Here is a 21261-nt window from a genome sequence, read left to right as displayed (position 1 = left end):
AATAGAGGAAGTGAAAACGCTTAATGAGGTGAATATATGTCGAAAACAATTTCTATTAATGCAGGAAGCTCTAGTTTGAAATGGCAATTGTACCAAATGCCAGAGGAAACTGTTCTTGCAAAAGGGTTGATTGAACGGATCGGTTTGAAAGATTCTATTTCAACTGTTAAATTTGATGGACGCTCTGAAAAACAAGTATTAGATATCCAGGACCATACACAAGCTGTAAAAATTTTGTTGGATGATTTGATTCGCTTTGATATTATCAAATCCTACGATGAGATTACAGGCGTGGGCCACCGCGTCGTTGCTGGTGGAGAATACTTCAAGGATTCTGCCTTGGTAGATGACGAAGTCCTTCGAAAAGTAGAAGAATTGTCTTTGTTAGCACCTCTTCATAATCCTGCAAATGCAGCTGGAATTCGTGCCTTTAGAGAGATTTGTCCAAATATTACTAGTGTTGTGGTATTTGATACTTCTTTCCATACAACCATGCCGGAAAAAGCTTATCGTTACCCTCTTCCAACTAAATATTACACAGAAAATAAGGTCCGTAAATACGGCGCTCATGGAACCAGTCATCAGTATGTAGCGGGTGAAGCTGCTAAACTTCTTGGAAAACCATTAGAAGAATTGAAATTGATCACCTGCCACGTTGGAAATGGTGTATCTGTTACAGCGGTTGACAAGGGAATCTCTGTGGATACCTCAATGGGCTTCACCCCTCTAGGTGGTGTCATGATGGGAACCCGTACAGGGGATCTCGATCCAGCGATTATTCCTTACTTGATGGAACATACAGAGGATTTCAATAAGCCTGAAGATATCAGCCGTATCCTCAATCGTGAATCAGGTCTTCTGGGTGTTTCTGAATCTTCTAGCGACATGCGGGATATTCATACAGCGATGCACAATGGAGACGAAAAAGCCAAATTGGCTTACGATATCTTTATCGATCGTTTGCAAAAATACATCGGTCAATACTTAGCTGTCTTGAATGGTGCAGATGCCATCATCTTTACAGCAGGAATCGGTGAAAATGCAGTAAACGTTCGTTCTTCTATTATCAATGGAATCAGCTGGTTTGGCTGCAAGGTCGACCCTGAAAAGAATGTCTTTGGAGTTGTTGGAGATATTTCCACAGATGATTCCCGTGTGAAGGTATTGGTTATTCCAACGGATGAAGAGTTGGTAATTGCGCGTGACGTTGAACGTTTCAAAAATCAGTAAACTGAAATAAAGTGAGAAGGCTGGAGGCGAAAGCCCCAGTCTTCTTATTTTATACAAGAAAGAGGTTGTCCATTGAAAAATATACAGTCTTTTATTCGAGAGCACCCATTATGTCAGAATACCCTCTGGCTCCTTCTTTTTGTGCCCTTATTCTTTCTCTCACAATTCCCCCTCATCACCATGGTTTATTCCCTTCAAGAAGGAGTAGATGCAAGGTGGGTCACTATCCTCACTCTCTTGGGAACAGTGGCGGTGCTCTTTGTTTTTTATAAGGTCATCAAGATGAGCCCTCTGGAGAACTTAGATGTTCGGGTCATAACCTGGCCGGCTCTGGGGAGAAATTTTCTTTTTCTTCTCTTGTTGATGGCTAATAATCTGCTCGCCTATCCCTTGTTGAAACAAGAGGCAGGTGGTACAACAGCAAACCAAGCGGCTCTGAATGAGCTGCAATCTCATGCTCCTTTTCTTGCTATGGGAATGGTCGTGATCCTTGTCGCTCCGATTCTAGAAGAGCTGCTCTGTCGGGCCATCATCCCTCGTTTGATCTTTCGAGGGGCAGAACCGATCGGTTACCTAGCCGGTGCTCTCTTTTTTACCTACTTGCATGGACCGAGTACCCTAGGGGAGTGGGTAGCTACGGAGGCATGTCCTTGATCTTAACTTGGGTGGCTTATCGCTATAAGCGGATCGAGTATAGCATTTGCCTTCATATGACCTTGAATGCGCTGGCTTATTATTATCCGGTGGTCATACTCCTTTGTTTATTGCCAGTATGGAGAGTTTTCTTCCATGATAAATTATGATAAAATGGTAGGTACCAATGAGTTTTGATGCAGAACCTTCGTACAGAAGGTCAGAAAAATAAGCAATCCGTATGGAGAATGAACTCAGAGGTTTAGAACATTTGTTCTAGCCTCTTTTGTTCGCAATCATGCTGTAGGAAGGGAATCAAAGGAGGACGAAAATGATTGATAATAAATGGCTGAGTGGCCAAGGGACCCTTCTTTGTGGGATCTTAAATGTCACTCCGGATTCATTTTCTGATGGCGGTAAGTATACGAGTGTGGATGCAGCCTTGCAGCAGGCGAGAAAACTGATCCAAGAAGGAGCTCAACTCCTCGATATCGGAGGAGAATCAACCAGACCAGGTAGTCATTATGTGGAGATCCAAGAAGAGATTGACCGCGTGGTTCCGGTGATCGAAGCCATTCGGAAAGAAAGTGATGTCTGGATCTCAGTGGATACCTGGAAGTCACAGGTGGCAGCCGCAGCGCTCGAAGCTGGAGCTGATATTGTCAACGATATTACTGGTTTTCTTGGAGATCCTAAGATGGCTGCTGTGGTTGCGGAGCATGAAGCGAGCGCGGTTCTCATGTTTAATCCAGTGATGGCAAGACCGCATCATCCAAGTTCCACTATCTTTCCACGTTTTGGTTTTGAACCAGTCTTTTCAGAGCAAGAGCTTCAACAGATGGCTCAAGAACCGATTCAAGACTTGATGTGGACCTTCTTTAACCGCTCGCTTGCGGTAGCGAAAGCAGCTGGTGTCCAGACGGATCGTATTATGCTGGATCCTGGGATCGGATTTGGTTTGACCAAGCGAGAGAACTTACTCTTATTACAAGAACTTGGGACGATTCACCAAAAGGGGTATCCGATCTTTCTAGGGGTCTCCCGCAAACGCTTTGTGGTCAATATTATTGAGGAAGCTGGATTTGAGACAGATCCTGCAACGGAGACTGGTTTTTGGAATCGGGACCTGGCTTCGAGCCATTTGACGAGTATTGCAGCCAGTCAAGGAGTCGAAGTGGTGCGGGTGCATGATATTCCCCTTCACAAGATGGCAGCCAGTCTGGGGCAAGCCATTTTCCAAGCCCAAGAGGCAGCAGATACCAATTTAAAACAATACAAGTAAATGAAGACAAAAGAACATCAGTTGGATCTTCGTTGGCTAGAAGCCTATCGTTTCCAAGATCCACATTTCGGTTTGGAGCGCATGGAAGCTCTCTTGGCTTTGAGAGGAAATCCTCACCTAGACTGTCGGGTTATTCATGTTGCGGGGACCAATGGCAAAGGCTCTACCATTGCTACCTTGTCCCAACTTTTGAGGCAGGCAGGTTTACGCGTTGGAGTCTTTATCTCTCCTTATTTGATCCATTACAATGACCAAATCACCATTAATGGCGAAGCCATTTCAGATCAAGACCTGCAAACCTACCTGGATAGTTACCAGCAGCTCCTGGAAGCTGAAGAATCAAGGGCTGTTTTTCAAGGGTTGACTGAATTTGAAGTGATGACGGCGATCGCCTATGATTATTTTGCTCACGAGGAGCTGGATTATGTGATCATGGAAGTCGGTATGGGGGGACGACTAGACAGTACCAATGTCTGCCAGCCCGTTTTGACGGCGATCACTTCGATTGGCTTGGATCATGTCGCCCTTCTTGGGCCAGATCTGGCTTCCATCGCCCGTGAAAAGGCTGGTATCATTAAGCCAGGAATTCCTCTGGTTCTAGGGAAATTAGAAGCAGAAGCCAGCCAAGTCATTGAAGGCATTGCGATTCAGAAGCAGGCACCGATAACAGCCTATGACAGAGATTACCAAGTCGAGCTAGAAGCCTCTTGTATATCGGGTCAATCCTTTTCTTATCACAGTTCCAAAAGAGAAACAGCCTCTTATCAAGTAGCGCTCTTAGGTCATCACCAGGCCAGAAATGCAGCTCTTGCGATTAGTATCTGTGATGTACTTTTTGAAAGAGAAGGGCGTGAACTCTTGTCAAGAGAGCTAGTGGATGAGACCTTGCATCAAGTCGTCTGGCCTGGCCGGATGGAAGTGGTCTCGAAAAATCCCATGATCTTGCTAGATGGGGCCCATAACCCCCACGCCGTTGTGCCTTTAATCGCAAGTCTTCGGGAACTTTTCTCAAGTCAAAAAAAGACCATTCTTTTTACCTGCATCCGGACCAAAGCCTTAGAAGAGATGCTCATTCAGTGGCAGGAACTAGAAAATAGTCGCTTGATCCTTACGACCTTTGAAGATCCAAGAGCTTATTCTCAAGAAGAGATAAGAGCTGCTGCGACAAAGCATCAGCTTGAGGAAGTCAACTGGCAAGAGTTTCTACAAAACTGGCAAGCTGAAGGCGATGAGCTCCTCATTGTAACGGGGTCGCTCTACTTCCTTAGCCAAGTACGACCTTATTTATTAAAAACAGAAAAATCCAACTAGGAGATGATATGGATACAAAGAAAATTGAAGAAGCAGTGAAAATGATCATCGAGGCAGTCGGTGAAGATGAGAACCGTGAGGGACTTCAGGAAACACCTACCCGCATTGCCAAGATGTACCAAGAAATCTTTGCAGGACTGGGGCAGACAGCAGAAGAGCACCTGTCTAAATCATTTGAAATCATTGATAACAATATGGTGGTCGAGAAGGATATCTTCTTCCATTCCATGTGTGAGCATCACTTTTTACCATTTTATGGAAAAGTGCACATTGCCTACATTCCAAATGGCCGTGTGGCTGGGCTTTCAAAACTGGCTCGTACGGTCGAAGTATACGCTAAAAAACCACAGATTCAGGAACGTTTGACGGTAGAAATCGCAGATGCCTTGATGGAATATCTTGGAGCACAAGGAGCACTTGTCTGGGTAGAAGCAGAGCATATGTGTATGAACATGCGTGGTGTCCGTAAACCTGGGACCGCTACAGTAACAACTGCTGCGCGTGGACTGCTTGCGACAGATAAAGACTTAAAAAATGAAGCCTATAAACTCATGGGCCACTAATGGCTGGCTATAAGAGGTGAACAGAGTGGATCAATTACGGATCAAGGACTTAGAGGTATACGCCTATCACGGTGTTTTTCCAGCAGAAAAAGAATTAGGACAACGTTTTGTCCTAGACCTATGGGTAGATTATGAGATGACCCGTGCTGCCCGCACAGGTGATTTGGAAGCTTCGATCCATTACGGGATCTTGGCGGAACAGTTGACCGAGTGGATGCAGGCAGAAAAGATCGATCTGATTGAAACAGTGGCATTTCAGTTGGTACAAAAGATTTTCGAAAGCTATTCCTTTGTAGAAAAAGTTCGTCTGGAGTTGAAAAAACCTTGGGCTCCTGTTCCCTTGCCATTAGAGACTTGTTCGGTGACAATCGAACGAGAGAAAAAACGGGCCTTTATTGGGCTTGGCACCAATATGGGAGATAAACAACTGCAACTAGAGACGGCGCTAGAAAAAATCAAGGATCGAGGCATTCGCCTTCTTCAGACATCCACAAGGATTGAAACAGAACCTTGGGGAGGAGTGGAGCAGGACACCTTTTTGAATCAAGTGGCAGAAGTTGAAACCTGGATGACCCCAGAGGATTTACTAGAGACCTTACTGACCATTGAGCAGGAAATGGGACGTGTTCGTGAGGTTAAGTGGGGGCCACGTGTGATCGATCTAGATCTGCTCTATATGGAGGACACCATTTGTTACAGTCAGAGCTTGATCTTGCCACATCCTTATGTGGCAGAACGTGCCTTTGTCCTAGAGTCTTTGAATGAAATTGCTCCTCATTTTGTGGACCCTGTTCAAAGAAAGCCCATTCGCCAATTATGGGAGGCTGTCAAATAGTCTCTCTTCTTTGCATCATAATAAAAAACAATCCCTGTTCGAGGGATTGTTGAGAGCGTAGAGAAACGAATCTTTAATAAAATTTAATCAATTCTTTAAAAATTATACTCGTTATAGTTATTCAATCATATTCTGAAACTTTCCGCCGTGAGAAAAGTGCCTGAAACGACTCAGTTTCAGGCACTCGGAATTATTGAGACCTTAGGCTCAATAATTAGTCATGGAACTTCATAGAAGTTCGCTGACGTCCGTACTCACCTAAGGAAAGTTTTTTAAGAAGACTTTGTCTTCAATCTGAACAATTCCTAGAGCAGGGATTGTTTTTGTTTGTCTGAGTTTATTTACGATATAAGCGATCGTATTGGTAGACAGGATCCATGGTGACGTTGATACCGAGCTTGCGAAGGACGTTCTTGTCTTCGTCTGTCAGCATCACGGTTGAATGGGCTTCGCTGCCTTTCAACTTGCCTAATTCTTGCATAGCAAGCTTAGCATCTTCGTTGCTCATGGCTGTAATGGCAAGGGCAATGAGGATCTCGTTCGAGTGAAGACGAGGGTTACGGCTACCCAAATGATTGATCTTCAAGCCTTGGATAGGTTGGACGTATTCTGGCTCGATTAATTTGGTTTCTTTATCAATATGCGCCAATTTCTTGATCGCATTGATCAAGAGGGCTGCCGTTGGACCAAAGAGATCAGAGGTTTTTCCGGTTACCATCTCGCCGTTTGGCAATTCAAGGGCCAAGGCTGGCTCACCTGTTTCTTCTTCTTTTTGGCGGGCAAGCACGGTCACTTTCCGATCATTTGGAGTAATGCCCAAATCATTCATCAAGAGCTCAATCTTCTTGACGGCTCCTTCACCGACACGTTCAGCTTTGACATCCAAGATGGTTTGGTAATAGCGATGGATGATTTCTTGTTGGGAAGCTTCAATCGCAGCGTCATTGTCCACAATGGCAAAGCCAACCATGTTGACGCCCATGTCTGTTGGAGAAGCGTAAGGGGAGGTTCCTAAGATGCGTTCCAACATGCGCTTCAAGACAGGGAAGATTTCGATATCGCGGTTGTAGTTGACCGTTGTTTCTCCATAGGTTTGGAGGTGGAAGGGATCGATCATATTGACATCGTCTAGATCTGCAGTCGCTGCTTCATAAGCCAAGTTAACTGGGTGGTGCAAAGGAAGATTCCATACTGGGAAGGTTTCAAACTTGGCATAACCTGATTTGATCCCATTTAATTGGTCATGGTACATATTGGACATACACGTTGCCAGCTTACCAGAACCAGGTCCAGGAGCTGTCACAACGACCAAATTGCGGCTAGTTTTGATGTAGTCATTTTTCCCCATCCCTTCAGGAGAGATGATGTGGTCCATATCGGTCGGATAGCCCTTGATCGGATAGTGGAGATAAGAGGCGATCCCGCTCTTGTCTAGTTGTTTGCGAAAGGCATCTGCTGCAGCTTGTCCAGCATATTGGGTGATGACGACAGAGCCTACAAAGATCCCCAATTCATTGAATTTGTCGATCAAGCGTAGCACTTCTTGGTCATAAGAAATTCCTAGATCCCCACGGGCTTTTGAGTGCTCAATGTTGTTGGCGTTGATGGCAATGACAATTTCCACCTGGTCGCGCAATTCTTGGAGCAGCTTGATCTTATTGTCTGGTTCGTATCCAGGGAGGACACGAGCAGCGTGGAAGTCTTCTAACATCTTACCACCAAATTCAAGGTAGAGCTTGCCATCGAATTGATTGATCCGCTCAATAATGTGGTCACGTTGCAAGTTCAAATACTTTTCAGAACTAAAAGCTTGTTTTTTCATGTAAAACTCCTGTATATAAGGGAAGGGTCTGTCACACAAATCCAAGGATGAGTGTTCCGTTCCCTACCATTTCATTCTTTCATATTATATCAGAAAACAGATGGAAGATAAAATATTCTAAGATACTTTCCTAAGGGGAGGTTAGACATCATAGAATTTGATTGTTCAGGCATATTTTTTACATAAAATGACCTAAGTGATGCTAAACAAATAAAATGAGGTAGTCTATTAAGGTCATAGCAGGGTGCACTTAAACTTTCCGCTGTGAGAAAAGTGCCTGAAACGACTCAGTTTCAGGCACTCGGAATTATTGAGACCTCAGGCTCAATAATTAGTCTTGGAACTTCGGAGAAGTTCGCAGACGTCCGTACTCACCTAAGGAAAGTTTTTAAGTGGATTTTATCCTCGATCTGAAAGACCCTTACGGGGCTTTCAGATCGATGTTGTTTAATAGTGTTTGATCAAATCAACTGTAGAGCGATCCAATTTCTTAACCAATGCTTGTAAGAAGGCTTGCGCTTGCAAGAAATCATCCATGGCATAGAGGGTTTGGTGAGAGTGGATGTAACGTGCACAGACCCCAATGGTTGTTGATGGGACTCCACCATTCTTCAAGTGTGCTGCACCTGCATCGGTACCACCTTTGGCACAATAGTATTGGAATTTGATGCCCGCTTCTTCAGCCGTAGTGAGCAAGAAATCCTTCATATTTGGCAGCATGATGTGACCTGGATCATAGAAACGAAGCAGTGTTCCTTCCCCAATCGCACCTTGGTCTCCAAAGACATCAGCTGCTGGCGAACAGTCTACAGCAAGGAAGATTTCAGGATCAAATTTAGTGGTTGAGGTGTGGGCTCCACGAAGTCCCACTTCTTCTTGAACGTTGGCCCCTACATAGAGTTCGTTGTTTAAGGCTTGTCCAGAAAGGCTCTTGGCCAATTCGCTGACCATCAAGACACCGTAGCGGTTATCCCATGCTTTTGAGATGACGTTTTTACCATTAGCAGTAAGAATCGCAGAGCTATCTGGGACCAAGGTATCTCCAGGACGGACCCCATAGCTTTCAGCTTCGGCTTTAGAGCTAAAGCCTGCATCAAAGACGATGTCGCTAATGGCAGGTACGGTTGGTCCACCTGTTCCACGTGTCAAATGAGGAGGAACAGATCCTGAAATAGCAGGGTATTCACGTCCGTCACGTGTAAAGAGTTTGAAGCGTTGGCTGCTGACGACCATCGGATTCCAACCTCCGATTGGGACAACACGGAAAGTCCCATCAGCTTTGATTTCGCTGATCATGAACCCAACTTCATCCATGTGGGCAGCTACTAAGATACGAGGAGCATCGGCTGCTGTTGAGTGTTTGACCCCAAAGATCCCACCGAGACCATCTGTCACGATTTCGTCCACATGAGGGGTCAATTGTTGGCGCAAATAATCCCGTACAGGGGCTTCATGACCTGAGATAGCAGGGATTTCAGTTACTTCTTTGATTTTAGAAAATAAATCAGTCATAGGTTACCTTCTTTCTGATGTTATTTTATCACTTTTTCTACAAGGATGGTAGCGTTATTATGGAAATCAGTCTCTAAAAGCGGAGGGAGAGATCTAGCCTAGACCGTTGTCCCTCTGCTTATTTTGTGTTACAATAGGCACTATGAAAGCTAAAAAAATTATTTTGTCTAGTCTGGCTGTAGCAAGTGCAGGAGCCCTTGCGGCCGGTGTTTATAAAATTGCCAAAGATCAAAAGCGTCTTCGTACCCAAGAAGAATTGGTAGCAGAAGTACGGGAGCAAATGGAAGCCATGGGAAGGATTGCGACCCTGTATGTGGAACTCTACGAGTCTAGTGAAGAGCGCTTAGTAGGTGGTGTCATTTTTGAAGATGAGCGCCATTACCGCTTTGTCTATGAGGATGGTCTCTTGCATTACGAAGAGGAAAAATTATGATTACACCAAATTCTCTAGAAGAAATTGCTTCATACGTAGAGCAAGATGGCAAGAAAGTGTTTGTCTTTTCAGCAGATTGGTGTGGGGATTGCCGTTACCTCAAACCTTTTTTGCCGGAGATTGAGGCTGAAAATCCCGAATTTACCTTTATCTTGATTGACCGCGATGCCTATATGGATCTGGCGAAAGTCTGGGATGTTTATGGGATCCCAAGTTTGGTGGTTCTGGAAAAGGATAAGGAAATCGGTCGGTTTGTCAATCGGGATCGGAAAACCAAAGCGCAGATTACAGCATTCTTAGCAGGATTAAAATAGGAGAAAAACATGATTGTAACATACAACAAAGAACAAGTCGGCGATGTCTTGATGCTGACCTTGAAAAATAGTGGAGAAGCAAAGCTCGCGGTGGAGAGAAAAGGAAAAGTGGCTCGCGTTTACCGTGAGGACAAGCAAGAAACCGTTGCCTGGAATATCTTTGATGCCTCATCTTTCTTCGCCATCGAAGGCAAGGGCCAAGTCTTTTTGACAGATGAGCAAGTAGCTCGTTTGAACCAAGAATTGGAAAGAGAAGGCTTCGCAGAACGTTTGGTCAACGATCGGGAACCAAAATTTGTGGTTGGAGAAATCCTTGAAATGGTGGCCCATCCAGATAGTGACCACTTGAATATCTGCCAGGTAGCAGTTGGACCAGATAAGACGGTTCAGATCGTAGCTGGAGCTCCAAATGCGCGGGTGGGTCTAAAGACCATTGTCGCTCTTCCAGGTGCCATGATGCCGGATGGTAGCTTGATTTTCCCAGGTGCCCTTCGTGGAGAAAAAAGCTATGGCATGATGTGCAGTCCGCGTGAATTGCACTTGCCAAATGCTCCTCAAAAACGAGGCATTATTGAATTGGATGACGCAGAAGTAGCAGGGACACCTTTTGATCCTGCTCGTCACTGGCATGAATAAAGAGAAGAATCTAGGATGTTTTGAATCCTAGATTTTTTTGATTTTGGTTTGTCACCCCCATTTTTTGAAATTTTTTCGAATAAATAGATAGGAGGTAAATGATGTATAATAAAGTTATTTTAATCGGTCGCCTGGTGGCGGCCCCAGAATTGCATAAAACCAGCACAGACAAATCCGTTGCCCGAGTGACCGTTGCGGTCAATCGTCGCTACAAGGATCAAAACGGGGAGCGAGAGACTGATTTTGTCAATGTCGTTGTCTGGGGGAAATTGGCTGAAACCATGGCTAGTTATGCCAGCAAAGGGAGTTTGATCTCTTTGGATGGAGAGATTCGGACGCGCCGCTACGAGAAAAATGGCATCATGCAGTATGTGACAGAGGTCCTCTGCCAAAGTTTTCAGTTATTAGAGAGCCGCGCTCAGCGAGCGATGCGTGAAAATGGTGGAACGGGAGATTTAGCCGACATCATTTTAGAGGAGGAAGATCTTCCTTTTTAGAAACAAAAAAAGAAAGCTGGTTCGTTTATAGACCAGCTTTTTTTGATACTTGGTAGGGATTTCATTCGGGAACAAGTCTTTTAAAAATAAATCAAAAATATGCATCTGTACAATAAAAGCCAGCACTTTTCTTGAAAAAGTAGTAAAATAAAGTAATATATATTCAAAATTTTAAGAAAAGGAATGGAGTTTGAAGGGGAAAGAAGAAAGAAAAGAACGGTTGAAATGGCTGATAAAACGGGTTTTACTGGTGATTCCAGTGGCTTGCATCCTCTTGTGGATCTATGCCGTTTGTCAAACCAGTAGCATCAAGGATCAGACCAAGATCGGTGTCACCTATATGACCATGAACAATGAGTTCTATAAAAGTATTCATTCGGAAATTAGTCGAATTGCCGATGAGAGAGGTGCTCTTGTATCTGTTCGAGATCCGGAATTGGATGAAAAAAGGCAGAGCCAGCAGATCGATGATTTTTGCGCCCAAAAAGTAAATGTGATTGTGATTAATCCGGTCAAAGGGGATAGTCAGCCCATTTTAAGGGCTCTTAAAAAAGCTAGAAAACAAGGAATTAAGATCATTGCAGTTGATACCCAGCTCAAGCATTTTAAGCCGGATGCCAGCATTGTCTCCGACAACTACCAAGCAGGAGTCTTGATTGCGAAAGAGCTGATGAAACGCTCTTCAAATGCTCAGATCCTTCTCTTGGAGCACAAAGGGACTGTTTCAGCAGATACGCGGATTCAGGGATTTAAGGATACCATCAAAGGACATGGGTCATATGAGATTATCTCGGAACTAGAAACCAAGGGTCAGACGGAGATCGCCATGCCAGCTGTCCGTAAGTTCTTGCAGTCAGGGGGGAATGTCGATACACTAGTTGCCCTAAATGACCGCTCGGCTATAGGAGCTTTAGCAGCGATCAAGGAGCAAGGAATCACCCATCCCATTGCGATTTATGGGATCGATGGCTCACCAGATATGAAAGCCTTGCTGCACTCGACAGATGATGTTGTAGGAACCGTTGCCCAGTCTCCGTTGAAGATGGGAGACCGCGTGATGGAGGTCATCCAAGATATGACGGCTGGGAAAAGCTACCAAAAAGAGATAACCATTCCGGTGCAAATGATGACAAAGGAAAACATCGATCACTTTGATGTGAATGGGTGGCAGTAATGAGAAAATTTAGAGGTGTGAGATACAGTTTGGCCATCCTGATGGTCGTGAATTTTATCGCTGTGATGCTCAACAGTATCATCTATCTTCAAGCAACCAACTATATCATTGCCCAACGGCAAGCTTCTCTATTAGTAGAACGCTTAGAGCGTATTCCTTTTGCGCCCTCTACAACTTTTTGGTTGTCTGCGCTCTTATTTGCTGGAATTGCCTTGATCTCCATGAGTCGTTACCGGTCTCAAACGAGTCGATGGTCCATTTTTGATAAGTGGAACATTCTGGAGATCCTCCTGATGTTGCTCTTGATGTGGGTCCAAAATGTAGCTTATAACGGGCTTATTCTATTGGTTTTTGCGGATATCTTCTATGGTTCCAAAGAGTTGAATACCAAGCGAGACCGCAAGTATTGGTTTGCCTTTATCCTAGTAAGTTTCTTGATGCTCCTTGTGACCAATTCAGACGTCTTTTCGCTTTTCTTTCCGATACCTTCTCTTGATGTCTATATTCATTTTTATCCTGCCTCCATTCGGATTCTGGCCTTTTTCTTGAAGAATTCCCTCTATGCCTTGAATATGGTGCTCTTCATTATTTCGCTTTTGTTCTATATTATGAATGTCCTTGCGGAAAACCACGAAGTGGAAGAAGAGTTGGCCATGGTTTCGAAGGTCAATACGGAGTTGAACAACTATATGGCCTTGTCTGAGAAAATTGCAGAAGATCGGGAACGTAAGCGGATTGCTCGGGAGATTCACGATACCTTGGGGCATGCTCTAACAGGGATCTCGGCAGGGCTGGATGCTGTCGGAGTCTTGATTGATATCGATCCCAATCGGGCAAAAGAGCAGGTAAAAAGCGTATCAGAAGTTGTCCGGGAAGGGATTCAAGATGTGAGAGGTTCTCTTAACCGCCTCCGTCCAGGTGCCCTTGAGGGACGAACCCTCAAAGATGCTTTGGAAAAGATGATCCGCGAGTACCAGACGCTTTCTAACTTGCAGGTTGATTTACACTATGAATGGGTCGATGTCGATATGGACGTCATGATTGAAGATACGATCTTTCGTGTGATCCAAGAGTCTATGACCAATGCGGTTCGCCACGGTCATGCCAGTCAGATGAGCCTTCATTTTTTTGAGAATGAAGAAGATTACCTGATCGAGTTGCAGGACAATGGGGTTGGGTTTGAAACCTTGACCTATGGCTATGGGCTCAAGCAGATGATGGAGCGCATTTCCATCCTAGGAGGACAGCTTCAATTTGAAAGTCGCGATGGATTTTTCACGCGCGTCAGTTTACCGAAATATAAAGAAGGGAGATAGAGATGGTGATAAAAGTAATGGTGGCAGATGACCAGGCCTTGATTCGAGAATCTCTGAAAATTATTTTGTCAGCCCACCCCGATATCGAAGTGGTGGCCACAGTGGAAGATGGGAATCATGTCTTGTCGAGCATTCCACAGACACATCCTGACCTGATCTTAATGGATATTCGGATGCCAGGCATGGATGGGGTTTTGGCGACAAAAGAAGTCAAAGAGCACTATCCGGATATCAAAATTATTATTTTAACGACCTTTGATGATGATGAATTTATCTATAGTGCGCTCAAGTATGGTGCTTCAGGTTATCTTTTAAAGGGAGCCTCGACAGAGGAACTCTATGAAGCGATTAAGGTGGTGCATCAAGGCGGAGCCATGATCAACCCGAATATCGCTAGTAAAGTCTTTCAAATTTTCTCACAAATGGCCAAAACCAACTTCTCTATTGCTGTAGATGAGGACAATGTCAAGGATTTGAGCACGACGGAATGGCGCATTATTCAAGAAGTCGGCTATGGGGAGTCCAATAAAGAAATTGCGGCCAAACTTTTCTTGTCAGAAGGAACCGTGCGCAATTACTTATCAACGATTTTGGCGAAATTAAACCTACGAGATCGAACGCAATTAGCGATCTGGTCAGTCCAAACAGGAGTGACGAGACGTGATTTTTCTAAAGGAAATACAGAATGAAATTGAAGCGAAAGCATCTTTGTTGGGGGATCGGTCTCCTTGTTGTGCTCTGTGCGAGCGCGGGTTTCTATTGGTGGAAACAGCAACCGACCGTCCTCCATATCGGCGTTTATGCAGGTTCTAGCTGGGATGTGCCGACCAGTCAACGTTCCCATGCCTTGGATCGTGCGATTCAAAAATTTGAAAAATCCCATCCTCATGTCCGTGTAGAGTATGAAAACGGGATTCCGCAGTCGGATTATTCAGACTGGCTCTCTGAAAAGATTGTCTCAGGAAAGACGCCGGATGTGTTTATGGTCTCTGAGCAAGATCTTTCTTTATTAGCAGCGCGAGGCGTATTAGAAAAGTTAAACGGCTATATGGATCGAAAAGATCAAGCAACATTTTATCCCGTTGCCTTTGAATCGGGTGTCTATCAGGGGCAAACCTATGCCTTACCTTATGAAAGCAATCCGATTTTGATGTGTGTCAATAAAGATCTCTTGGATAAAGAAGGCATCGCGGTTCCCAAAGAAGGTTGGACCCTTGAAGAGTTCTATACGATTTGCAAGAAACTAACCAAAGATACCAATGGGGATGGGCAATTGGACCAATTTGGGAGTACAGAATACACCTGGAAAGAAGCCTTGGCGGCAAATGGAGGTCATCTCTTCCAAGGAGGCATGCTCAAGCTGACAGCTCCAGAAGTCAAAGAATCTTTGACTTTTCTGCAAAAATTGGAAGATCTAAATAAAAATTACAAGGTGAGCTCTAAAGATTTTGACCAGGGGAAAGTCGCCTTCTATCCCATGACCTTGGCCCAATATCGGACCTATAAACCTTATCCCTACCACGTTTCAAAATATTCAAACTTCACCTGGACCTGTATCCCGATGCCTGCTAAGTCAAAAACGACCAAGGCAACCTTAGTCACGACGACTTCTTTTGCTATGTCAGCTCGGAGTTCTCATTCCAAGTTGGCTTGGGAATTGATGCAACTCTTAACAGAGGATCCCGAAATTCAACAAACCCTCTTTGCCCAATCCCAGGGGATCTCTGTCATGCCACAGGTAGTCAAGAGTCGCTCTAGTAAAGACCTTTTGCAGGTAGATGATTTTGGGACGGATTCCTTGACCAATCAGACCTTGAACCGCATCATGGAACAAGCTGTTGAAAGTAGTCCTAAAAATGTCTCAAAAGAGGTGTTAGAAAAGTTAGATTACTTGATTGGCAATGCCTTGCGCGATCAAGATGTTGAGAACCGCTTGCCTCAAATTCAGAGGGAGATTGAAAGTAGTCTACAGGTAGGAGTTTAGAGTAAAATAAGATGGCATTTTGTCAAGTGACAGATGTCATTTTTTTATTGCTAAATGTCATATTGGGAATGTGACATTTGACAATATAAAAACGCTTTCAAATAGTCTACAATAGAGTCAAATAAAGGAGGCGTAGAAAAATGAAATACCTCGTTTTGGTCAGTCATGGCGGACTGGCAGAAGGTCTAAAAACATCACTAGCCATGTTTGCTGGTGACAAGTTGGATCAGGTCATCGCAGTTGGACTCAAAGAAGGAAAATCAGTTGATGACTTCGCAGTTGATTTCAGAGAGAGCATTTCAGGATTGACAGCTGATGATTCTGTTTTGGTCTTGGCAGATATCGTAGGTGGTAGTCCATTAACCACTGCAGCCACGGTTCTAGAAGAAGCTGGAAAGCTCGATGGAGCCTTGATCCTTGGTGGGATGAACCTCACCATGGCCTTGACAGCAGTTGTGATGAAAGATGTGCTCGATGGAGACGATTTGTCAGCCACCATCTTATCAGAAGCACGATCTGCACTACAGCCTTTTGAAGTTTCAGCCACTAGTGCTGAAGAAGATGATGACGATATTTAATGGGGAGGTACCTTATGGTAGTAACATTTGTACGGATTGATGACCGCATGATTCACGGTCAAACAGTCACACGCTGGGCAAAGGAAAAACCATGTGATGGTTTGATTGCCGTAAATGATGCAGCAGCATCAAACAAGGTTTTGATCCAAGCTTACAAAGGCGCATCAGACAAGAAAACCTTTGTATGGACAAAGGAAGCCTTTAAAGAAAAATCAGCAAAAGTAACAGAATCAGATAGTCGTTACTTCTTGATCACCAAAAATCCAATCGATATGAAGGAAATTTTGGTCGACCAAGGGTTTGTCCCAGGTGATGTCAAAGAAATCATTGTTGGCCCTGCAAATGATCGTCCTGGAGCTGTGAAATTGGGAAATAACCAATCCATCACTCAGGAAGAAGCAGAAGCCTTCCAAGCCATTCAAGCAGCAGGCTACAAGGTGAAATTCCAATTGTTGCCAGATGTTTCCATCGGTTATTGGGATGATTTCAAATCAAAATTTGGTTTTTAAAACTAACAGTCCTATCTGTTAGGTAAATAAATTTACAAACAAAAGGAGCGTTTGTTATGACAATTTCATGGATTCAAGCAATCTTGCTTGGTATTTTCGCCAGCTTGTCTTCAATGCCTGGTATGGGGGGTTCCAGTATCGGGAACTATACACTCGGTCGTCCTTTGATCGGTGGGTTGATTTCAGGTTTAATTCTTGGAGATGTGACAACCGGTATTATGGTCGGGGTTGCCCTTCAAGTCGTTTATATCGCCTTGGTAACACCTGGTGGTACCGTATCTGCCGATGTGCGTGCCATCTCTTACATCGGTGTTCCTCTTGCTATCTTGTTTGTGCATGCCAATAACATCACAGATGAAGCAGGAATCGCCGCAGCTGCAGCTCCAATCGGTGCAGCCGTTGGGACAATCGGTACAGTTCTTTTCTACGGTACCGCTACTATGAACTTGGTATGGCAACACATTGGTTGGAAAGCCGTTGAAGAAGGAAACTTCAAAAAACTCTACGCAGTTGACTGGGTTTACCCTTGGATCTCTCATTTCCTCTTCTCTTTCCTTCCAACAATGATTATCACCAAATACGGTGAAAACATGGTTGATTTGATGAAACAATACCTTCCTATGGATGGTTACTGGATGAAAGCCCTCTTTACAGTCGGTGCTCTTCTCCCATGTGTCGGTATTGCCATCTTGTTGAAACAAATTGTTACAGAAGCAACTGACTTCATTCCATTCTTTGTTGGATTTACCTTGGCGAAATCTCTCGGATTGAACTTGGTATCCAGTGCCGTTGTTTCATTAATCTTTGCAGTAATCTACTATGAACTTGAAGTGATCAAATCGATGAAAGCTGCTCCAGCCGGAGTGGTGGACCAAGACGATGATGAGGAGGATATTTAAAATGGCTGATAGAAAGAAAATTTCAAAGAAAACATTAGCAAAAGCATTCCATCATTGGTATTATGGTCATTTGACTTGTTTCTCTCAAGAACATATGCAAACCTTCGGGTACTTGACTTCTATGCTTCCAATCGTAGAAGAAATGTATGACACAAAAGAAGAACAAAAGGATGCTATGCAAACCTATACGGCCTTCTTCAACACTGAACCACAACTTGGATCTCTTGTTGTAGGGATCACAGCTGGTTTGGAAGAAGCGCGTGCAAACGGAGATGCAGTGGATGGCGAAACCATCAACGGTATGCGTGCCGGTTTGATGGGACCAATCGCTGGTATTGGTGACTCATTGGTCGTTGGTACCTTGATTCCAGTTCTCTTGGGGATTGCCCTTGGCCTTTCTAAAGGTGGTAACGTCGCTGGTGCCCTCTTCTACATCGTCGTATGGAACCTCTTAGTCTACTTTGGTATGCGCTTTGCCTTCTTCAAAGGTTACCAATTAGGGGATAAAGCCGTTGAATTCCTTGTAGGACCAAAAGGACAAGCTCTTCGTAAAGCGATCAGCGTTGTCGGTGGTATGGTTATCGGTGCCGTAGCAGCTACTTGGGTATCTGTTACAACAGCCCTTCAATTCAAGAATTCTGAAGGAAAAGTCTTCTTGAACATCCAAGAAAAGATCGATGGTGTTTATCCAGGTCTCTTGACAGCAGCCTTCATCACCCTTTGCTGGTGGTTGATGTCTAAGAAAAAAATTTCACCAAACAAAGTTATGTTACTTCTCGTTGTAGTTGCTTTGATCGGTGTTGCCCTTGGTATCTTCGACCCACATCTTAAATACTAAGGAAAAGAAAAAACGAATTTGCTAGTAGGAGTTTTTGAGAATGAAGTGAATTGACCTCCTTTACTTGCACTTCATTCTCAATTTTTATCAGGAGGAATCCCATGGTTACAAAACAAGAACTTGTCAATGGATATGAAACAGAAATCAAGTACCAACGCCACATGCTTGAAAACCTTGGTCGTTGGTTCAGCTTACTCTTTATCATTGCCAGTATTGGTGTGGTATTGATCTATCTCTTTCACAAAAGTTTCCTCCCACTCTTGATCCTCGGGATTTTACTAGCCTTGGTTGGAATTTTAGGCATGATTGTTTTTGGATATGGCATCTACCGCGGGCGGATCAATCTTCAAAAAGTGATCGACGATTTCAATCAAAAATTGACAATTTTAAATTGATATTTTAGAAACATCTCATCTATTTTTGAGGTGTTTTTTTCTTGACTATTTCTGACCAAGTGATACAATAGAAACATAAGTTAGCACTTACGTATAGAGAGTGCTAAAAACACGTATGGAGGAATGAACATGTTAAAACCATTAGGAGACCGTGTGGTCTTAAAAGTAGAAGAAAAAGAACAGACTGTTGGAGGTTTTGTCCTCGCCGGTGCGAGCAAGGCTGATACAAAAACAGCTGAAGTAGTGGCCGTTGGTGAAGGTGTGCGTACCCTAAGTGGCGAACTCATCGCCCCAGCTGTAAAAGCAGGAGATCACGTTTTGGTTGAAAGCCATGCAGGAATTGAAGTGAAAGATGGGGAAGAAACCTACACCATCGTTGGAACAGCGAACATTCTTGCAATTGTAGAGTAAGAGAAGAAAGAGGTAAGAGAAATGGCAAAAGATATTAAATTTTCATCTGATGCACGTTCTGCAATGGTCCGTGGTGTCGATGTCTTAGCAGATACAGTGAAAGTTACGTTGGGCCCTAAAGGTCGCAATGTGGTTCTTGAAAAATCATTTGGTTCACCCTTGATCACAAATGATGGGGTGACCATCGCAAAAGAAATCGAATTGGAAGACCATTTTGAAAATATGGGTGCTAAATTGGTGTCAGAAGTGGCTTCTAAGACCAATGATATCGCAGGTGACGGTACAACAACTGCAACGGTTTTGACTCAAGCCATCGTCCGTGAAGGAATCAAAAACGTCACTGCAGGTGCTAATCCAATTGGCATCCGTCGTGGGATTGAGACTGCTGTTGCAACAGCAGTAGAAGCTTTGAAAAACAATGCGATCCCAGTATCGAGCAAGGAAGCGATTGCTCAAGTAGCTGCTGTGTCTTCTCGTTCTGAAAAAGTCGGTGAGTACATCTCTGAGGCCATGGAAAAAGTTGGCAAAGATGGAGTTATCACGATTGAAGAGTCTCGTGGAATGGAGACAGAACTGGAAGTCGTTGAAGGAATGCAGTTTGACCGTGGTTACCTTTCACAATACATGGTCACTGATAATGAAAAAATGGTGGCAGACCTTGAAAATCCATACATTTTGATCACTGACAAGAAGATTTCAAATATCCAAGAAATCTTGCCATTGTTGGAAAGCATTCTTCAAAGCAACCGTCCACTCTTGATCATCGCTGATGATGTCGATGGCGAAGCTCTTCCAACACTTGTCTTGAACAAGATCCGCGGTACCTTTAATGTCGTAGCTGTCAAGGCACCAGGATTTGGAGATCGCCGCAAAGCCATGCTAGAAGACATTGCCATCTTGACAGGTGGTACAGTCATTACAGACGATCTTGGTTTGGAATTGAAAGATGCAACCATTGAAGCACTTGGTCAAGCAGCTAAAGTTTCAGTCGATAAAGACAGTACTGTCATTGTCGAAGGTTCTGGTAACCCAGAAGCGATCGCTAACCGTGTGGCTGTTATCAAGTCACAAATCGAAACCACAACCTCTGAGTTTGACCGTGAAAAATTACAAGAACGTTTGGCTAAATTGTCTGGTGGTGTTGCCGTAATCAAGGTCGGTGCTGCAACAGAAACAGAATTGAAAGAAATGAAACTTCGTATCGAAGATGCCCTTAATGCGACTCGCGCAGCCGTTGAAGAAGGGATCGTTGCCGGAGGTGGTACAGCCCTTGTCAATGTCATCTCTGCAGTCGCAGCCCTTGAATTAGAAGGAGATGAAGCGACCGGACGCAATATCGTGCTTCGTGCTTTGGAAGAACCGGTGCGCCAAATTGCCCACAATGCCGGTTACGAAGGATCTATTGTGATTGATCGCTTGAAAAATGCCGAAGTCGGAACAGGTTTCAATGCCGCAACAGGTGAATGGGTGAATATGATTGATACAGGAATCATCGACCCAGTTAAAGTGAGCCGTTCAGCCCTTCAAAACGCCGCTTCCGTAGCGAGTCTGATCTTGACAACCGAAGCAGTCGTAGCCAACAAACCAGAACCAGCAGCCCCAGCAGGACCAGGAATGGATCCAAGCATGATGGGTGGGATGATGTAACCTGATACCAATGATTGGTGCTAAAGCACCGAATCATTGGACGGTAGCCGCTATGTTGCGGCCTACCTAATCATCTTACTAGCTCAAAGGGAGGAAAATATCGTTCCTCCCTTTTCACGTCGTAACCCCTTGGTTAATTTATCAGGTGCATTTATTGTTATGGCAAGCACCATGGTGCCTTGCCGAAGTGTCTTACTAGCTCAAAGGGAGGAAAGTATCGTTCCTCCCTTTTTCGCGTCGTAACCGCTACAAATGATTGAGGCTATGACTCTCATCATTTGACGCCAGCCGCTATTGTACGGCCTGGCTAATCGTCTTACTAGTTCAAAGAGAGTGGGACAGAAATCGGTAATTCGTTAGAATTCGATTTCGTTGTCCCACCTCCGCACAGTTGAGTAGGGCTGTAAAAGCTGATGAAATCAGCGTAGTAGAGCCCACTCAA

Annotated in this window: 22 protein-coding genes and 1 pseudogene; 21 read left to right on the top strand and 2 right to left on the bottom strand. The window is 44.2% G+C overall.

Features of this window, described 5'->3' with window-relative positions; all coding sequences use genetic code 11:
• Window positions 1–36: 36 nt before the first annotated feature.
• The 6 genes and pseudogenes from AC6IZR_RS09915 (at window position 37) to folK (ending at window position 5854) form a co-directional block, all read left to right on the top strand.
• Window positions 37–1230, top strand: coding sequence for an acetate kinase (locus AC6IZR_RS09915; RefSeq protein WP_070594726.1), 1194 nt, complete (start codon window positions 37–39; stop codon window positions 1228–1230).
• Between the two features lie 180 nt (window positions 1231–1410).
• A pseudogene (locus AC6IZR_RS09910) lies at window positions 1411–2033 on the top strand (CPBP family intramembrane glutamic endopeptidase).
• A gap of 161 nt (window positions 2034–2194) precedes the next feature.
• Window positions 2195–3145 (top strand): dihydropteroate synthase, encoded by a 951-nt coding sequence (folP, locus tag AC6IZR_RS09905; protein ID WP_497848536.1) that lies wholly within the window; start codon window positions 2195–2197, stop codon window positions 3143–3145.
• Window positions 3146–4456 (top strand): bifunctional folylpolyglutamate synthase/dihydrofolate synthase, encoded by a 1311-nt coding sequence (locus AC6IZR_RS09900; protein WP_497848535.1) that lies wholly within the window; start codon window positions 3146–3148, stop codon window positions 4454–4456.
• 8 nt (window positions 4457–4464) lie between these two features.
• A complete protein-coding gene (gene folE / locus AC6IZR_RS09895) occupies window positions 4465–5019 on the top strand; it encodes a GTP cyclohydrolase I FolE (RefSeq protein ID WP_003019101.1) in 555 nt (184 codons plus the stop codon).
• Window positions 5020–5044: 25 nt separating this feature from the next.
• Window positions 5045–5854: a 2-amino-4-hydroxy-6-hydroxymethyldihydropteridine diphosphokinase gene (gene folK, locus AC6IZR_RS09890; RefSeq protein WP_070586319.1), complete on the top strand. Its 810-nt coding sequence runs from the start codon at window positions 5045–5047 to the stop codon at window positions 5852–5854.
• 337 nt (window positions 5855–6191) lie between these two features.
• Here folK and AC6IZR_RS09885 read toward each other — a convergent pair whose 3' ends face one another.
• The gene (locus tag AC6IZR_RS09885; RefSeq protein ID WP_497848534.1) at window positions 6192–7676 is read right to left on the bottom strand and encodes a DUF1846 domain-containing protein; all 1485 of its coding nucleotides are present in this window, start codon (window positions 7674–7676) and stop codon (window positions 6192–6194) included.
• Window positions 7677–8123: 447 nt separating this feature from the next.
• A complete protein-coding gene (pepA, locus tag AC6IZR_RS09880) occupies window positions 8124–9188 on the bottom strand; it encodes a glutamyl aminopeptidase (protein ID WP_014712788.1) in 1065 nt (354 codons plus the stop codon).
• A 142-nt stretch (window positions 9189–9330) separates the two neighbouring features.
• Between pepA and AC6IZR_RS09875 the strand changes: the two genes are divergently transcribed.
• From AC6IZR_RS09875 to groL, 15 genes are all read left to right on the top strand, one after another.
• On the top strand, window positions 9331–9621 hold the full coding sequence (locus AC6IZR_RS09875; RefSeq protein WP_049472862.1) for a DUF4651 domain-containing protein: 291 nt from the start codon (window positions 9331–9333) through the stop codon (window positions 9619–9621).
• Window positions 9618–9935 (top strand): thioredoxin family protein, encoded by a 318-nt coding sequence (locus tag AC6IZR_RS09870; RefSeq protein ID WP_021154296.1) that lies wholly within the window; start codon window positions 9618–9620, stop codon window positions 9933–9935. Before AC6IZR_RS09875 ends, AC6IZR_RS09870 begins: the two co-directional genes overlap by 4 nt.
• Before the next feature lie 9 nt (window positions 9936–9944).
• Window positions 9945–10571, top strand: coding sequence for a YtpR family tRNA-binding protein (gene ytpR / locus AC6IZR_RS09865; RefSeq protein WP_003009800.1), 627 nt, complete (start codon window positions 9945–9947; stop codon window positions 10569–10571).
• 101 nt (window positions 10572–10672) lie between these two features.
• Window positions 10673–11068 carry a single-stranded DNA-binding protein gene (locus AC6IZR_RS09860; RefSeq protein WP_021154298.1) on the top strand — a complete coding sequence of 132 codons (396 nt, stop codon included), beginning with the start codon at window positions 10673–10675 and terminating at the stop codon, window positions 11066–11068.
• A gap of 190 nt (window positions 11069–11258) precedes the next feature.
• Complete coding sequence (locus AC6IZR_RS09855) at window positions 11259–12242, top strand: substrate-binding domain-containing protein (protein WP_023919635.1); 984 nt, start codon at window positions 11259–11261, stop codon at window positions 12240–12242.
• Window positions 12242–13558, top strand: a complete 1317-nt coding sequence (locus AC6IZR_RS09850; RefSeq protein WP_314652441.1) for a sensor histidine kinase — start codon at window positions 12242–12244, stop codon at window positions 13556–13558. Before AC6IZR_RS09855 ends, AC6IZR_RS09850 begins: the two co-directional genes overlap by 1 nt.
• A gap of 5 nt (window positions 13559–13563) precedes the next feature.
• The gene (locus AC6IZR_RS09845) at window positions 13564–14247 is read left to right on the top strand and encodes a response regulator transcription factor (protein WP_070664840.1); all 684 of its coding nucleotides are present in this window, start codon (window positions 13564–13566) and stop codon (window positions 14245–14247) included.
• On the top strand, window positions 14244–15542 hold the full coding sequence (locus tag AC6IZR_RS09840; RefSeq protein WP_269795788.1) for an ABC transporter substrate-binding protein: 1299 nt from the start codon (window positions 14244–14246) through the stop codon (window positions 15540–15542). The genes AC6IZR_RS09845 and AC6IZR_RS09840 overlap by 4 nt, the downstream gene beginning before the upstream one ends.
• A gap of 140 nt (window positions 15543–15682) precedes the next feature.
• Window positions 15683–16120, top strand: a complete 438-nt coding sequence (locus AC6IZR_RS09835) for a PTS sugar transporter subunit IIA (protein ID WP_003019069.1) — start codon at window positions 15683–15685, stop codon at window positions 16118–16120.
• 14 nt (window positions 16121–16134) lie between these two features.
• Entirely contained in the window at window positions 16135–16629 is a 495-nt protein-coding gene (locus tag AC6IZR_RS09830; RefSeq protein ID WP_000261775.1) for a PTS sugar transporter subunit IIB, read from the top strand.
• Between the two features lie 56 nt (window positions 16630–16685).
• Window positions 16686–17528, top strand: coding sequence for a PTS mannose/fructose/sorbose/N-acetylgalactosamine transporter subunit IIC (locus AC6IZR_RS09825; RefSeq protein WP_003004789.1), 843 nt, complete (start codon window positions 16686–16688; stop codon window positions 17526–17528).
• Window positions 17512–18366, top strand: a complete 855-nt coding sequence (locus AC6IZR_RS09820) for a PTS system mannose/fructose/sorbose family transporter subunit IID (RefSeq protein WP_037585172.1) — start codon at window positions 17512–17514, stop codon at window positions 18364–18366. Before AC6IZR_RS09825 ends, AC6IZR_RS09820 begins: the two co-directional genes overlap by 17 nt.
• Window positions 18367–18467: 101 nt before the next feature.
• A complete protein-coding gene (locus tag AC6IZR_RS09815; RefSeq protein WP_003004348.1) occupies window positions 18468–18761 on the top strand; it encodes a hypothetical protein in 294 nt (97 codons plus the stop codon).
• A 129-nt stretch (window positions 18762–18890) separates the two neighbouring features.
• Window positions 18891–19172, top strand: coding sequence for a co-chaperone GroES (gene groES / locus AC6IZR_RS09810; RefSeq protein WP_024055367.1), 282 nt, complete (start codon window positions 18891–18893; stop codon window positions 19170–19172).
• Window positions 19173–19193: 21 nt separating this feature from the next.
• Complete coding sequence (groL, locus tag AC6IZR_RS09805) at window positions 19194–20819, top strand: chaperonin GroEL (RefSeq protein WP_497848533.1); 1626 nt, start codon at window positions 19194–19196, stop codon at window positions 20817–20819.
• Window positions 20820–21261 lie beyond the last annotated feature (442 nt).

The sequence above is a fragment of the Streptococcus mobilis genome, assembly GCF_059727625.1.
Note: the sequence above shows the minus strand (reverse complement) of the source record. Positions and strands in the feature narration are given on the sequence as shown.